The 15485-nt window shown below is 54.8% G+C and carries 17 protein-coding genes; 13 read left to right on the top strand and 4 right to left on the bottom strand.

Going from position 1 to position 15485, the window contains the following annotated elements:
• Nucleotides 1-64 precede the first annotated feature (64 nt).
• Both B5F80_RS06870 and B5F80_RS06865 read right to left on the bottom strand, forming a co-directional pair.
• Nucleotides 65-730, bottom strand: a complete 666-nt coding sequence (locus B5F80_RS06870; RefSeq protein ID WP_087478084.1) for a metal-dependent hydrolase — start codon at nucleotides 728-730, stop codon at nucleotides 65-67.
• Nucleotides 731-743: 13 nt separating this feature from the next.
• Nucleotides 744-1172 (bottom strand): hypothetical protein, encoded by a 429-nt coding sequence (locus B5F80_RS06865; RefSeq protein WP_087478083.1) that lies wholly within the window; start codon nucleotides 1170-1172, stop codon nucleotides 744-746.
• Nucleotides 1173-1337: 165 nt separating this feature from the next.
• Between B5F80_RS06865 and trmL the strand changes: the two genes are divergently transcribed.
• The 6 genes from trmL to B5F80_RS06835 all read left to right on the top strand — a co-directional run bounded on the left by trmL (nucleotide 1338) and on the right by B5F80_RS06835 (nucleotide 5868).
• Complete coding sequence (trmL, locus tag B5F80_RS06860; protein WP_087478082.1) at nucleotides 1338-1826, top strand: tRNA (uridine(34)/cytosine(34)/5-carboxymethylaminomethyluridine(34)-2'-O)-methyltransferase TrmL; 489 nt, start codon at nucleotides 1338-1340, stop codon at nucleotides 1824-1826.
• Nucleotides 1827-1846: 20 nt separating this feature from the next.
• Complete coding sequence (locus B5F80_RS06855) at nucleotides 1847-2194, top strand: YlbF family regulator (protein WP_087478081.1); 348 nt, start codon at nucleotides 1847-1849, stop codon at nucleotides 2192-2194.
• Between the two features lie 28 nt (nucleotides 2195-2222).
• Complete coding sequence (gene murB, locus B5F80_RS06850; RefSeq protein ID WP_198643466.1) at nucleotides 2223-3110, top strand: UDP-N-acetylmuramate dehydrogenase; 888 nt, start codon at nucleotides 2223-2225, stop codon at nucleotides 3108-3110.
• 129 nt (nucleotides 3111-3239) lie between these two features.
• Nucleotides 3240-5054, top strand: coding sequence for a translational GTPase TypA (typA, locus tag B5F80_RS06845; protein WP_087478079.1), 1815 nt, complete (start codon nucleotides 3240-3242; stop codon nucleotides 5052-5054).
• Between the two features lie 206 nt (nucleotides 5055-5260).
• Entirely contained in the window at nucleotides 5261-5527 is a 267-nt protein-coding gene (locus B5F80_RS06840) for a PepSY domain-containing protein (protein ID WP_087478078.1), read from the top strand.
• Nucleotides 5528-5553: 26 nt separating this feature from the next.
• Nucleotides 5554-5868: a PepSY domain-containing protein gene (locus B5F80_RS06835; RefSeq protein WP_158099963.1), complete on the top strand. Its 315-nt coding sequence runs from the start codon at nucleotides 5554-5556 to the stop codon at nucleotides 5866-5868.
• 108 nt (nucleotides 5869-5976) lie between these two features.
• Here B5F80_RS06835 and yfcE read toward each other — a convergent pair whose 3' ends face one another.
• Together yfcE and B5F80_RS06825 are read right to left on the bottom strand one after the other, a co-directional pair.
• A complete protein-coding gene (gene yfcE / locus B5F80_RS06830; protein ID WP_087478076.1) occupies nucleotides 5977-6522 on the bottom strand; it encodes a phosphodiesterase in 546 nt (181 codons plus the stop codon).
• 30 nt (nucleotides 6523-6552) lie between these two features.
• Nucleotides 6553-7197, bottom strand: a complete 645-nt coding sequence (locus B5F80_RS06825) for a sugar O-acetyltransferase (RefSeq protein WP_087478075.1) — start codon at nucleotides 7195-7197, stop codon at nucleotides 6553-6555.
• Between the two features lie 154 nt (nucleotides 7198-7351).
• Between B5F80_RS06825 and B5F80_RS06820 the strand changes: the two genes are divergently transcribed.
• The 7 genes from B5F80_RS06820 (at nucleotide 7352) to B5F80_RS06790 (ending at nucleotide 15485) form a co-directional block, all read left to right on the top strand.
• Nucleotides 7352-7996 carry an HAD hydrolase-like protein gene (locus tag B5F80_RS06820; protein WP_087478074.1) on the top strand — a complete coding sequence of 215 codons (645 nt, stop codon included), beginning with the start codon at nucleotides 7352-7354 and terminating at the stop codon, nucleotides 7994-7996.
• Nucleotides 7997-8035: 39 nt separating this feature from the next.
• Complete coding sequence (locus B5F80_RS06815; RefSeq protein WP_087478073.1) at nucleotides 8036-10957, top strand: insulinase family protein; 2922 nt, start codon at nucleotides 8036-8038, stop codon at nucleotides 10955-10957.
• A gap of 11 nt (nucleotides 10958-10968) precedes the next feature.
• Nucleotides 10969-11916, top strand: a complete 948-nt coding sequence (gene gluQRS / locus B5F80_RS06810; protein ID WP_087478072.1) for a tRNA glutamyl-Q(34) synthetase GluQRS — start codon at nucleotides 10969-10971, stop codon at nucleotides 11914-11916.
• A gap of 169 nt (nucleotides 11917-12085) precedes the next feature.
• Nucleotides 12086-12526 carry a division/cell wall cluster transcriptional repressor MraZ gene (gene mraZ, locus B5F80_RS06805; RefSeq protein WP_087478071.1) on the top strand — a complete coding sequence of 147 codons (441 nt, stop codon included), beginning with the start codon at nucleotides 12086-12088 and terminating at the stop codon, nucleotides 12524-12526.
• Between the two features lie 8 nt (nucleotides 12527-12534).
• The gene (gene rsmH / locus B5F80_RS06800) at nucleotides 12535-13467 is read left to right on the top strand and encodes a 16S rRNA (cytosine(1402)-N(4))-methyltransferase RsmH (protein ID WP_087478070.1); all 933 of its coding nucleotides are present in this window, start codon (nucleotides 12535-12537) and stop codon (nucleotides 13465-13467) included.
• Between the two features lie 227 nt (nucleotides 13468-13694).
• Entirely contained in the window at nucleotides 13695-13889 is a 195-nt protein-coding gene (locus B5F80_RS11405; RefSeq protein ID WP_239386318.1) for a cell division protein FtsL, read from the top strand.
• Nucleotides 13890-13988: 99 nt separating this feature from the next.
• Nucleotides 13989-15485, top strand: coding sequence for a UDP-N-acetylmuramoyl-L-alanyl-D-glutamate--2,6-diaminopimelate ligase (locus B5F80_RS06790; protein WP_087478068.1), 1497 nt, complete (start codon nucleotides 13989-13991; stop codon nucleotides 15483-15485).

Below are 15485 nucleotides of genomic sequence, written 5' to 3'. Positions count from 1 at the left end.
AATACGGCCCTGCCATGAAAGGAGATACTTTCACGACAGGGCCGTTTCTTGTTTATGCAGTTGTTTAGAATTCGTATGTCGTTCCCGGTTCGACGACCTGGACGGGAATATTGTACTTGCTTTCCGTAAGCTGCTTATATTCCTGCGGGTCGGCGTCGATGATCGGCCACGTCTTGTAGTGGACGGGGATGACGAACTTCGGCTGAATCCACAAGGCCGCCAAGGCCGCGTCGTCTATGCCCATGGTAAAGTTGTTGCCGATGGGGAGAATGGCGCAGTCGATCTTGCCGAAGCGGTCGAGGATTTTCATGTCTGAAAACAGACCCGTATCGCCGGCGAAGTAGACGCGCTTGCCGCCGAATTCGACGATGACGCCGCAGGCCATGCCGCCTTCGACGCCCGATCCATGAAAGGCCGGCGTCAGGCGAATCGTGCCGAAGGGAAAAGAGGCACTGCCGCCGACGTGCATCGCGTGAGCCCGGCAGCCTGCAGCGGCCGCTTTGCCCGCTACTTCAGCCGTGCTGACGACTAAGGCGTCGTTTTTCTTGGCGATGGCTTCGACGTCGCCGTAGTGGTCGCCGTGGGCGTGGGTCAAGACGACGTACTGACAGTCAATGTCGGTGGGACAGACGCTTGTCCACGGATTGTCCGTAATAAACGGGTCGAAGAGAATCGTAGTCGTTTCGTCAGACAGCGAAAAGGCTGCATGACCGTAGTACGTGAATTTCATGGGAGGAGCCTCCTTATTTTTCCGGTTCCCGGTGGCTGGTGCTCCAGGTCTTCCATTCGTCGAAGAAGGGGCGCATCGCTTTAATCGGAGCGGGAGCGCACATGGTTGAGTCCAAGGCGTCGCGGAGTTTGGCTTCGTTGTCGCCTAAGGGATAGATGGTCTTGTATTCGTCGTATACGCTCCAGAAATCGCGCATGTGGAGGTTGGCGTACGTTTCGCCGTAGATTTTGAAGCACGAGTCGCACAAGGTGATGAAAACGGCTTCTTCATCGTGCTGTTTGGCGTCGTCAAAGGCGCAGCAGCGCGTGTACAGGCGGATGTTGCCGAATAATTTCCGCAGGTAATCGTACACTTCCGAAACCATGGCAGGTTCCAGCTGCATGAGGCGACAGCCGGGGGCAAAGTAGATGGGGTACTGGGCAATGTTATCAAATGTATCCATGTGAAAACACCTCTCTTTTGATTTTTGAAAATAATAATTAAAGAATAATTATTATTTATATTATACCATGCATGATAAAAAAAATCAATGAATACATGGCCGGCCTTTCCTCTTGTGCTCCTACGGGAAATCTTGTACAATATTCGTTGGAGAGTGATTGATACTATGCATATTGTAATGGTAGAGCCGGAAATTCCCGGCAATACGGGCAACGTAGCCCGGTTATGCGCGGCGAATAAGATGACGCTGCATTTGGTGAAACCATTGGGGTTTTCTATCGACGACAAGCATTTAAAGCGCGCCGGCCTTGATTATTGGCATCTCGTAGACGTACAGGTTCATGAAAACTTCGATGAAGTGCTGGAAAAATACAAGGGCCACCGCTTTTTTTATTTGACGACAAAGGCAAACCAGTGTTATGCCGATATTCAGTTTCAAGAAGACGACATGCTCGTCTTCGGCAAGGAAACGAAGGGCTTGCCGGAAGAATTGCTTAAGCAGTATCCGGACAGCTGCTTCCGCGTGCCCATGGCCGAAGAAGCGCGGAGTCTGAACCTGTCGAATACGGTCGCCATCGTTTCGTATGAAGCGCTGCGCCAGCTCGGATTTCCCGGCATGGCCAAGGGCGGCGTCGGCATCGATCATTTAACCTAAGGAAAAGGCGGGAAACAATAGTGGAATTATACGATAAAGCCAATGAGTTGGCAAAAGCGATTCAAAATTGCAAGGAATACGTAGAACTGGTAGAGGCGGGCAAGGTGCTGGCCGAAGACGAAAAGACGGCCCATTTGGTGCAGGATTTCCTCATCATGCAGGCCCAGCTGGCTTATGCCGAATCCATGGGCAATAAGCCGATCCGCAAGAAAATCGAACAGCTGAACCGCATGGCGGAACAGCTTAAAAAGAACGAAACGGCTATGGCTTACCTGCAGAAATACAACCGCTGGCAGGCGATGGCTGGAGAAGTGTATCAGGTAATTCAGAACGCAATGGCAGAAGGAATGAGCATTCTTGATAAATAAGTACGCATTGACAAGTTTTGCGGCGCAGATGAGCAAGTATACGCCGATGGACAACATCATTCTCGACGCGCCCATGAGCGAGCATACGACCTTTGCCGTCGGAGGCCCGGCTGATATTCTGGTCCTGCCGGCGTCGGTAAAGGAAATGTCCGTGGCCATCCGCATCGCCCGTTCCCTGGAACTGCCCGTGACGGTCTTGGGCGGCGGATCGAACGTCCTCGTCCGGGACGGCGGCATCCGCGGCGTCGTCATCCAGCTGAACCGCCTGAAGAAGGTCTTGTCCTGCCATGACGGCAAGATGCTGGTCAGCGCGGGCTACATGCTGAAGGATATTTGCCAATTTGCGCAGGAACAGGGATTGACGGGCATAGAATTTGCCTGCGGCATACCCGGCACGCTGGGCGGCGCCGTCTTCATGAACGCCGGCGCCTACGGCGGCGAAATGAGCCATGTCGTGTCCCGTGTCCGTACGGTCAGCAGCACCGGCGGCGTCCATACGTACAGCGCGCCGAATCTGGGCTTTGGCTATCGCCAGAGCCGGTTTCAGAAATCCCAGGAATTCGTCGTCGAAGTGGAACTGCTCCTGCGGCCCGGCGATAAGGACGAAATCCAGCGCACCATGGACGACCTCATGCAGCGGCGGCGCAGCAAGCAGCCGCTGGAAATGCACAGCGCCGGCAGCACTTTTAAGCGTCCTCCGGGATATTTTGCCGGCACTCTCATCGACCAGACCGGCCTGAAGGGCCTGTCATGCGGCGACGCGCAGGTATCGACGAAGCACGCCGGCTTCGTCGTCAATCGGGGCCATGCCTCGGCCCGCGACGTCCTGCAGGTCATTCGCGAAGTGCAGCGCCGCGTCGAACTGGCCCACGGCGTCCATTTAGAGCCGGAAGTGCGGATCATCGGCGAAGACTAGGTAAATTTCATCGTATTTTTCTGTAAAAAGCCCTGCGACGTGTAGTCAAGCGGGGCTTTTTGTGCTATACTCTATGAGTTACGAACTAACTATACTTATCATTATTTGACATAGGAGAGAGGACATTAGATGGAACGTCAAGATATTCGCAATATTGCAATTATTGCCCACGTTGACCATGGCAAAACGACATTGGTCGACGCAATGCTTAAGCAGAGCCACGTTTTCCGCACCAATGAAAAGGTTGCCGAACGAGTCATGGACTCCGGCGATATCGAACGGGAACGAGGCATTACGATCCTGTCCAAAAACACGTCCGTCATGCATGAAGGCGTCAAGATCAATATCGTCGACACGCCGGGCCATGCCGATTTCGGCGGCGAAGTAGAACGTGTTCTGAATATGGTCGACGGCGTACTGCTGCTCGTCGACGCCTTCGAAGGCCCTATGCCGCAGACGAAATACGTACTGCGCAAGGCCCTGGAACAGAATTTGAAGCCTATCGTAGTTATCAATAAAATCGACAAGCCCGAAGCCCGCGTTTCGGAAGTCGAAGACGAAGTACTGGAACTGTTCATGGAATTGGAAGCTAACGACGAACAGCTCGATTTCCCGGTTATTTACGCAAACGGCCGCGACGGCATCGCCAAGTATTCCATGGACGACGACAGCACCGATTTGGAACCGCTGTTTAAAACCATTATTAAATACTGCCCTTGCCCCAAAGGCGATATCGACGGCCCGCTGCAGTTCATGGTTACGACCCTGGATTACGACGACTACGTCGGTAAAATCGCCATCGGCCGTATCGTCCGCGGCCGCCTCCGCCCGAACCAGAACGTCGTTATTACCGACGGCGAAGGCCAGCGCCGCGCTAAAGTCGGCCGCGTATACACGTACGAAGGATTGAAGCGGACGGAAACGGAAGAAGCCGCTATGGGCGAAATCGCCTGCATCATCGGCATTCCTGACCTGAAAATCGGCGAAACCGTAGCCGACCCGCAGAATCCGGAAGCCTTGCCGAAAATCAACATCGACGAACCGACTTTGTCGATGATTTTCTACGTCAACGACAGCCCCTTCGCCGGCCAGGAAGGCGAATTCGTCACGAGCCGCCATCTTCGCGACCGCCTGTTCCGCGAAGTGCAGACCAACGTATCCCTCCGCGTCGAAGAAACGGACAGCGCCGACGCCTTTAAGGTATCGGGCCGCGGCGAACTGCACATTGCCGTCCTCATCGAAGAAATGCGCCGCGAAGGCTATGAAATGCAGATCGGCAAGCCCAGCGTCATTACGAAGGAAATTAACGGCCAGAAATGCGAACCGCTGGAAGCATTGACCATCGACGTGCCGCAGGAATTCATGGGCTCCGTCATGGAAAAGCTCGGCACCCGCAAAGCGGAAATGGTCAACATGGTCGACATTGCCGGCTACACGCGCCTGGAATTCATCATTCCGGCCCGCGGACTCATCGGCTTCCGCAGCGAATTCCTCACGGCCACGAAGGGCAACGGCATTATGTACCACGTCTTCCACGGCTATGCTCCCTGGAAGGGCGAAATCCCCGGCCGTACGCGCGGCAGCTTAGTCGCCTTTGAATCGGGCACGACGACGGGCTACGGCATTTTCAACCTGCAGGACCGCGGTGACATGTTCATCTCGCCGGCTCAGGAAATTTACCTCGGCCAGGTCGTAGGCGAAAGCAACCGCGACGTCGACATCGACGTAAACCCCTGCAAGAAAAAACACCTTACCAATACGCGTTCCTCTGCGTCGGACGAAGCGCTTCGCCTCGTTCCGCCCCGCGTCATGGGCTTGGAAAAATCGCTCGAATGGATCAACGACGACGAACTCGTCGAAGTTACGCCGAAGAGCATCCGTATCCGCAAAGCCATTTTGGATAAACACGACAGAAAGAAAGCGATGCGCAAAGCACAGCAGTAACCGCATCGTTATAGAAGCAGCCTTCCGGCAATCAGTCGGGAGGCTGCTTTTTATCAATGCTAAAGGATTTCTAAACAACTCTAAACTGCTTCTAAATAAATTTTTAACAAATAATGATTATTAAAAATATTGACAATGGGGCGGAAGTATGTAATAATTTAAGTGTAAAAACTACTGCAACTAAAAACACTAGGAGGTATTAGAGTATGAAAAAGAAAATGGGAACTATCTTAGCGGTATTAGCTGTAAGTGCAATGGGATTTTCGACGGCGTTTGCCAGCATGAGCGCGCAGGATGCAGAAAACATCGTATTGAAAGAATATCCGGGCGCTACGATTCATAGAGTAGACCGTGATTACGACGACGGCCGCAGAGTATATGAAGTAGATTTCAGAACCGACAGCATCTGGGACGGCGAATTGACCATTGACGCCGATACGGGCAAGATTTTAGAACGGAAAGAAAAATACTAAGATATAGTCTGTAGGAGGAAATGACGATGAAAAAGAAATTGAGCGCCTTGCTGGCTGTCGCAGCTGTGACGTGCATGGGCATCGTACCGGCCTTCGCTATCAGCATGCAGGATGCGGAACAGATTGTTAAAAACGAATATCCCGGCGCGGTGATCCATCGCGTAGAACGGGACTATGACAATGGCCGCAAGGTCTACGAAATTGATTTCCAGAGTGATAAAGTCTGGGACGGTGATCTTACGATTGACGCCGAAACGGGCAGAATTTTGGAACGGGATATCGATAATGACCGCGACTGTGACCGCCGCCATCGCCACAACCGTCACTGCAACGATTGGTAACAGGTGCCGGCAAGTATAAGACATAAAAAGAACGGATTCATCAGGATAGGCCTGCGGGCCTGGTCTTGATGAATCCGTTTTTTGCTGGTTAGATGCTGCTGGACGATTTTACAACGTCAGGGTATGGTACACGCTTCCGTCCATGGTTTTCCATTGGCATTCGTCGGCCGTCATGATCATATATCCAGCAGGCGTGTTTTCCTTGGGCAGGGAAATCGAGCCGGGATTCAGGTATAGGTTGCCGCTGCCGAAGGCCTCCCAGGCCGGCACGTGCGTGTGGCCGTGAAGCAGGATGTCGCCGGCGCCGAGGGGAGGCGGGGTTGTCGTGTTGAAGACGTCGCCGTGCGTTGCGAAGACCGTCCGCTTTCCTAAATAGAGGAGGGCATAGCTGGCCATGATGGGAAATTCCAGCACCATTTGATCAACGGCTGCGTCGCAGTTTCCCTGTACGCAGAGGATGCGGTCCTTTTCGGCGTTCAGCATGGCTGCTACGTCTTTGGGACAGTATTCTTCCGGCAAGTCGTTGCGCGGGCCGTGATATAACATATCGCCTAACAGGACTAATTTCTGCGCCTCCTCGCGGCGGAAGGCATCCAGCAATCTGCGGCAGCAGTATGCGGAGCCGTGTATGTCTGAAGCAATCATGAGTTTCATCGTCGTACCTCCTATGTATGGATGAGGGTATTACAGTTTAAAATTATGTTTGAAATATTCCCGGTCTTCCGACAGCATGCGGCGTAGTTGGCTGTCCTGTTCCGTGATCCTGCGTACGGGGCGGCAGGGGTTGCCGTAGGCCAGATAGCCGTCGGGAATGTCCTTGGTGACGACGCTGCCGGCGCCGATGACGACGTTGTCGCCGATGCGCACGCCGCCTAGGACGGTGACGTTGCAGGCCAGCCAGACGTTATGACCGATATGGATGTCTTCGGCGTACTCGGCCATGGTCATGCGCCCTTCGTCGTCGAGGCCGAGCCGTTCCTGCGGCAGGAGGGGATGATTCGTCGCCATAAGCGATACGTTGGGGCCGAAGCAGACGTTGTCGCCGATATAGATGCGGGCGTCGTCCATGACGGTGAGGTTGAAGTTGGCGAAGAAATTTTCGCCGATGAAGGTATGGCAGCCGTAGTTAAATTGAATGGGTCCCTGGAAGTAATACACCTTTCCAATGGCTCCGATAAACTCCCTGACGATAGGCAGGCGCTGCAGGTCGTATTCATCCATCTGGTTGAAGCGCAGGCAGGCGCTGTGGGCCTTGTGCTTCATCGCCACCAGTTCCGGCGAGCGGTTGTTGAAGATATATCCGGCGAAAATTTTTTCTTCTTCTGTCACGGCGTATCGCCTCCTTATAAGTTTAAACTGTATATATAGTATAGTACTTCATTTTCCGGCGCGAAGCAACTGCAGGCGGGCCGCCCTCTAGCACGGCAATGGCAAACATGATATAGTATATATGGTCTGATTGGAAACTATTAGGAGGTTTTGTATGTATACATCCGTTTTATTTGATTTAGACGGCACGCTGACTGATTCGAAGGAAGGAATCATCAAGTCCGTTGAATATGCCCTCATACAGATGGGCGAAACGACGGAAGGCCGGCTGGATCAGCATATTATCGTCGGGCCGCCCCTGGTCACGACGTTTCGCGATACCTTTGGATTTTCCGAGGAAAAGGCGCGGGAAACGTACGCTCATTTCCAGCAGCGCTACAGCACGATAGGCAAGTTTGAAAACCGGGCCTTCGACGGCGTCGTCCCCATGCTGCAGCGCCTGCAGGAACGGGGCGTACGCTCCTTCGTTGCCACGTCCAAACCGGAGGTTCACGCCAAGGCTATCTGTGAAAAATTCGGCATCGCGCCGTACGTCGAAATGATTGCCGGCCCGGCCGTAGGCGGCACGGACACGAAGGCTGATATTATTCGCCGCATTTTGCAGCATATCGGCCCGGACGAGGCGAAACGGGCCGTCATGGTCGGCGACAGGCAGTACGACGTCTGCGGAGCCCGCGAAACGGGCCTGCCGGTCATCGTCGTCGGCTACGGCTACGGCAACGAGGAGGAACGGCGGCAGTTTCCGCCGGATTTCTTCGTTTCTTCCGTAGCGGAGTTAGAAGCCCTTATTTTACAATAATATAGTGTTGCAATCATAACAGAGAAAAGAGGAATGTTGATGAAATTAGAAACAGGGACTGGGCTGCATGGATTTCGCGTAACCCGATCGGTCTTCGTCAAGGAGCTGGAAAGCCAGGCCTATGAAATGGAGCATCTTCAGTCGGGAGCGCGGGTGTTATATATTCAAAATGAAGATGATAACAAGGTATTTTCCATTTCCTTCCGCACGACGCCGTCGGACAGCACCGGCGTGCCCCATATCTGCGAGCACTCCGTCTTGTGCGGCTCGCGGAAATTTCCGCTGAAGGAACCCTTTGTCGAATTAGTCAAGGGCTCGCTGAATACGTTCCTGAACGCCATGACCTTTCCCGACAAGACGATGTATCCCGTAGCCAGCCGGAATGCCGTCGATTTCAAAAATCTGATGGATGTGTATCTGGACGCCGTCTTTTTCCCGAATATGCTGACGGACGAACAGGTTCTCATGCAGGAAGGCTGGCATTACGAGCTGGAATCGCCCGACGCGCCTTTGACGTACTGCGGCGTCGTATATAATGAAATGAAAGGCGTGTTCTCGTCTCCCGACTCGCAGCTCGAACGGCGGGTCATGGAGAACTTGTTCCCGGATACGACGTACGGCGTCGAATCGGGCGGCGACCCCGATGATATTCCCAACTTGACGCAGGAGGCCTTCGCAGCCTTCCATGCCAAGTATTACCATCCGTCGAACAGCTATATCTTCCTGTACGGCGACATGGATATCGACGCAACGCTGGCCTTCATAGACGGCGAATACCTGAGCAAGTTTACGAAGGAGCAGATCGACTCGGCTATCGGCCGTCAGGCCCCGGTGCCGTCCGTTGTCAAGACCTATCCGTACGGCATTGCCAAGGAAGAAAAAACGGAGCACAAGACGCTGCACAGCCTGACCTACGTCGTCGACGACGCGTTGGACCCGACGCTGGGCCTGGCCTTCAAGGTCCTGACGTACGTCCTGCTGTTGTCGCCGGCTGCGCCGTTGAAAAAAGCCCTCGTCGACGCCGGTGTAGGCAAGGATATTTCCGGCGACTTCCAGGACGGATTGCTTCAGCCCTTGTGGGGGATTTCCGTCAACGGCTCCGACCCGGACAAGCAGAATAAGATACTGCCTGTCGTCCGCCGCGTACTGGGCGATATGGTGAAGGAAGGCATCGACAAGACGCTGCTGGAGGGCGCGCTGAACCGCATCGAATTTACACTCCGCGAAGCCGATTTTGCCGGCCGTCCCAAGGGACTGATTTACGGCATCCGCTGCATGGATTCGTGGCTCTATGACGGCGATCCGTTAGCGCCGCTGGCCTATGAAGGGGCCCTGAAGGTTCTGCGCGACGGCATAGAAACGGGCTATTATGAACGTATTTTGCAGAAATACGTCTTAGATAATACATATTACGCCCTCATTTCCCTCGTGCCGGAACCGGGCTTAACGGAACGGCACGACGCCGAGCTGGCGGAAAAGCTGGCGGCCTATAAGGCGACGCTGACGGAAGACGACATTGCCGGCATCATGGCGGCGACGGAAGCCTTGAAAAAACGGCAGGCGACGCCGGATTCGCCGGAAGCGCTGCTGTCCATTCCGACTCTTTCGCGGGACGACTTGGAGCATAAGGCAGAGCAGATCGTCATGCATGAAGAAACGATGGGCTCCGTCCATCTCTGCCACGTCCCCGACGTGACGAACGGCATTACCTATGTCAACGCCTATTTTGACCTTCATGGCATTACGGCGGAAGAGCTGCCCTACGTGTACTTGCTGAGCGATATCTTAGGCGACTTGGATACGAAAGCTCACGGCTACGGCGAATTGGCATCTTTGATAGACTTGCATACGGGCGGTATCGACAGCACCGTTTCGGCCTTTTCGGATCGGGAAAACAACAAGAATTACGTTCCCGTATTCAAGTTCAAGGCGAAAGTCCTGAGCCAGCATATCGACAAACTCGTCGGCCTGCTGAAGGAAATTTCCCTCGATACGGTCTTTACGAACGAGGAACGGCTGATCGAGCTGATTGAAGAAACGAAGGCCGGCTGGGATATGGACGCCTTCCGCCGCGGCCATATCATCGTCATGCATCGTGTCTTGTCCTATACGTCGCCGGTCGAAGCGTTCTGCAATGCCGGAGAATTTTCTTATTACCAGTTTATCAGCCAGGTAGCGGCTAACATCAGCGAAACCTGTGGCGAAGTAGCCGCTAAACTGCAGGCCGTCATGAAGAAGATCTTCGTCCGCGCCGGCCTGACGATCGAAATTACCGGCAGCGACGACGAAAAGAAAGCCGCCGCAGCCGCATTGCCTCAATGGCTTGATGCCATGCCCAAGGGGGAACGCCGGACGGAACTGTGCGATTTCGTCATGGAACAAAAGAACGAAGGCATCATGACCAGCGGCACGGTGCAGTACGTCGCCAAGGGCGGCAACTTCCGCGACCACGGGTACACCTACGCCGGCTCGCTCATGGTGCTGGACACGATTCTGCAGTACGGGTATTTGTGGACGAAGATACGGGTGCAGGGCGGCGCGTACGGCGCCTTTACCCGATTCTACGACAACGGCGACATGGTATTCTGCTCCTATCGGGACCCGAATTTGGGCAGCACAGTTCAGGCTTACGACGAGCTGGCCGATTATTTGGAAACCTTCGACGTGTCTGAACGGGAAATGACGAAATACGTCATCGGCACGCTGAGCCGCATCGACGTGCCCCTTACGCCGTCCCTGCGCGGCGATAAAGCCATGAACCGCTACTTTACGGGGACGACGCCGGACGTAGCTCAGAAACGCCGGGACCAGCTGCTGGCGACGACGGCCGCCGATATCCGGGCCCTGGCTCCCCTGATTCGCTCGGTCATGGCGGACGGCAATCTCTGCGTCATGGGCGGCGAAGGGAAAATCCGCGAAGAGGCGAGCTTGTTCGGCAATCTCGTGTCGCTGCCTGATTAGGTCGTGGTCCTATGAGAGGTCGTTTTGCGCCCAGCCCGACGGGATACATGCATTTGGGAAACGCGTGGACGGCGTTTTTGTGCTGGCTCCAGGTCCGGCAGGCCGGCGGCACGCTGGTCCTGCGCATGGAAGACGTCGACGAGCAGCGGTCGAAAACAGAATTTGCCGAGGCCCTGATGCGGGACTTGCAGTGGCTGGGGCTGACCTGGGACGAAGGACCTGACAGGGGCGGCCCGGCTGGGCCGTATATGCAGCAGGAACGATATGCTCTGTACGACGGCGCGCTGTCGGCACTGCAGCGCGGCGGCCTGCTGTACCCCTGCTACTGCAGCCGGGCCAGATTGCAGGCCATCGGCGCGCCCCACGCCGGCGAACGAAGCGTGTACGACGGGCATTGCTACGGCATGACGGCGGCGGAACGGGCCGCGATGAAGAAAGACCCGTCGTGGCGCGTCCACGTGCCACCAGCCGCCGTGTCGTTCTGCGACGGCGTGTATGGCCGGCAGGAAGCGTATTTGCCGAGGGCCTGCGGCGATTTCGTCGTACGTCGTGCCGACGGCTTGTATGCCTATCAGCTGGCCGTGTCCGTCGACGACGGGATGATGGGCATTACCCACGTCCTGCGGGGCCGCGACCTGCTGTCGTCGACGGCGCAGCAGATTTGGCTCATCGAATACCTCGGCTATCCTGCGCCGCAGTACACTCACGTGCCCATGCTGATCGACGGAGAAGGCCGCCGTTTGTCGAAGCGGCAGCAGGGCATTACGATAGAGAGCCTGCGGGATGGCGGAGCCGACCGCGACAGCGTACTATCCTATTTGGCGTACAAAGGAGGCCTGGTATCCGAACGGGCTCGGTATCCGCTGGAAGAGCTGGCGCGGCGCTGCGATTTGACGGCGCTGCGGCAGGAGGACATCGTCGTAGACGACGATGTGATGCAGGCTATTTGCGCCGTATAAACCCAATATAATATGAATCTGTACCTATTCTTTTTAATCACCATGCAGCCTGCATGGTGATTTTTTATATATAGTTCCCGCGAATGGGCTGATATTTGTTGTCACGAGGTGTTGAAATGTGGTAAAATGTGGTGAAAAGTGAAAGCGACGGGAAGGAGATGACGACAAGATGTTCATGGGGGAATATTCGCATACGATCGATGCGAAGGGCCGCGTGATCCTGCCTGCGAAATTCCGCGACGAATTGGGATCTTCCTTCGTAGTCACCCGTGGACTGGAAGGTTGTCTCTCCGTGTATACGATGGAAGCGTGGATCAATTTGGCCAACGGCATGAAAAAGCTGAAGGCTTCGAAGGAAAATGTACGGGCTTTCAAGCGCTTTTTGTTCGGCAGCGCCGCTGAAGTTGAATTTGACCGGCAGGGACGCATTCTGATTCCGGGGACGCTGCGCGAGTACGCCCAGTTGAAAAAGGACGTGACCATACTGGGGACGGGCGATAAAATAGAAATCTGGGCCCAGGAGGCGTACGAAGAATATGCGGCCAAGATCGTGCCAGATATGGAAGAGATCGCCGAAAGTCTGGACGAATCTCTGGATATTGAGTTTTAGGAGGTATTATGGCGTTTCATCATGTTAGCGTTCTCCGCGAGGAAACGATTGACAATCTTATAGGAAATCCCAGCGGGGTTTACGTAGACTGTACCCTCGGCGGCGGCGGCCATTCCCATGCGCTGGCGGAGCGGCTGAACGACGACGGCTTGCTCATCGGCCTCGATCAGGACGCCGACGCCATCGCCGCGGCGACGAAGCGGCTGGAAGATACGGCTTGCCGTCATATTCTGGTGCAGCGCAATTTCAGCCAGCTGTCCGACGTCCTCGACGAGCTGGGAATCGACGCCGTCGACGGAGTCATGTTTGATTTAGGCGTATCCAGTTATCAGCTCGACACGCCGGAACGGGGCTTTTCTTACATGCAGGACGGCCCGCTGGATATGCGCATGGACCGCAGCCGCGGCAAAAGCGCCTACGACGTGGTCAATTCGTACAGCGAAGGCGAATTATACCGCATTATTAAGGAGTACGGCGAAGAACGATGGGCCAAGCGCATTGCTTCCTTTATCGCCGCCGCCCGCAAAGAAAAGGCCATTGAGCGGACTGGCGAGCTCGTCTCGATTATTAAAAAGGCTATTCCCGCCGGCGCCCGAAAGGACGGCCCCCATCCGGCCAAGCGGACCTTTCAGGCCATCCGCATCGAAGTCAACGACGAACTCGGCATTCTGCGCAATGCGCTGGAAAGCGCGGCCAACCGGCTTAAGCCCGGGGGACATATATGCGTCATCACCTTCCATTCGCTAGAAGACCGCATTACAAAGCAAACGCTGAAATTATTGGCTACGGACTGCATCTGCCCGCCCGATATTCCCGTGTGCACATGCCATCATAAGGCCATACTGAAAGCGAAGCGGCAGGCTATTTCTCCGTCTCCGGAAGAACTGGAGCAGAATCCGCGTGCCCGGAGCGCCAAGCTGCGCGTCGGAATTCGAAAATAATATTTACAAGGTACTGGTAGTAATTCGTCGAATGGATGTGATATAATATGTTGTCCAGAAAAGCAGGATACATACGGTATGCAGAGCAGAGGCAGGAGGCAGTTCCGGCCGACAGAAACTTTTCGGGCCTTATCCTGCGTACCTTGTCGGTAGTAGGGCTGATTTGCTTTTTTTTGCTGACATATATTGCCTTATCTGCGGCTAAAACTGATTATGGTTATGCGCTGATGAATGAAAAAAGACAGGTGCAGGCGCTGCAGCGTGAAAATGAGAACTTGCGCGTCGATATTGCTAAGCTGGAAGCACCTGAACGGATATATACGGTCGCTACGAAACAGCTGGGCATGGTTGCGCCGACGTATGTGCTGTACGGCGGCCAGTCGTCCGAGCCTCAGAAGGAAGCAGCCCATACAGGCCGATAATATGATGACATCAGCAGCCTTTACCCAAGGCTGCTATTGTTGTTTGCTTTAATAGAAATGATTACGTATACATAACAGATTGCGAGGAGGATGTTGAGGATGAAGACAGTAAGTGAACTTTGCAAGCAAATTAAGGGCATATACAACGTAGAAGGCAACGTAGAAACGCCGATTACGGGCATCGCCGCTGATTCGCGGGAAATCGAGCCGGGCAATTTATTCGTGTGCATTTCCGGCGTTCACGTCGACGGCGCTTCCTTTGCCGTCCAGGCTGTGGAAAAAGGCGCCGTCGCCGTCTTGACGACGAAGCATTTGGAATTGCCTAAGGGCACCGTGCAGATCCGGGTGCCGGATATCCATCATGCACTGGAAGACATGGTTCCCTATTTTTATGATTATCCCGGCCGCAAGATGCGCATGATCGGCGTAACCGGCACGAACGGCAAGACGACGACGACTCATATCATCGCCCACATTCTGCGGGCCGCCGGCCATCATGTCGGCGTTCTCGGCACGATTCACGCCCTCATCGACGACGAAGAGCTGCCTATTCACAATACGACGCCTGACGTCGTCGAGCTGCAGCGCTTCCTGGCGCTCATGTACGAAAAGGGCATGACCCACGTCGTCATGGAAGTATCGAGCCATGCCCTGGCCCTGCACCGCGTGGCCGGCATTGAATTCGATACGGCCGTATTCACGAATTTGACGCAGGATCACCTCGATTTTCACAAGACGATGGAAGACTACGTAGCCGCTAAGGCCAAGTTGTTCAAGGGCTTGTCTTTCCGCGAACATGTCAAGGACAATAAGACGGCTATCGTTAACATCGACGACCCGTGGTCCAAGGATATCCTCAAAGCCTGCCAGTGCAAGGTCCTGACCTATGGCGTAGAAAAAGAAGCCGACTTGAGAGGGTCGAATCTGAACGTCGAATTGAAGAAATCGTCCTTCGACGTAACCGGGCCCTTCGGCAGCGTCCATCTGAATATGAATATTACCGGCTTGTTCAACGTATATAATACGCTGGCGGCTATCGGCGCGGCCCATGCTGAAGGCGTCGATACGGAAATCATCGACAGCGCTATACAGACCTTCCACTCCGTAGCAGGCCGCTTCGAGCTCGTCGAAGCCGGTCAGGATTTTGCCATCGTCGTCGATTATTCCCACACGCCGGACAGCCTGGAAAAGGCCTTGACGACAGCTCGTGCCATGCATCCGAACCGTATTTTAGCCGTCTTCGGCTGCGGCGGCGACCGCGACCGGACGAAGCGCCCCATCATGGGCAAGATTGCGGCGGAACACGCCGACATTCCCATCGTCACGTCGGACAATCCCCGTTCGGAAGACCCCGATGCCATTGTCGCTGAAGTGGAAGCCGGCGTAAAGCAAGGGCTCAAGCCGGGCCAGCATCACGAAGTCATCGTCGACCGCCGGTCGGCTATCCAGAGAGCCGTCGAACTGGCGCAGACCGGCGACATCATCGTTATTGCCGGCAAGGGTCATGAAACGTATCAGATTTTAAAAGACGGCACGATTCACTTCGACGATCGCGAAGAAGCGCGCAAGGCCGTGCTGGCGTTAAAGGGGCGATAA

It is taken from the genome of Megasphaera sp. An286 (assembly GCF_002163455.1).
Lineage (GTDB): Bacteria > Bacillota > Negativicutes > Veillonellales > Megasphaeraceae > Megasphaera > Megasphaera stantonii.
Note: the sequence above shows the minus strand (reverse complement) of the source record. Positions and strands in the feature narration are given on the sequence as shown.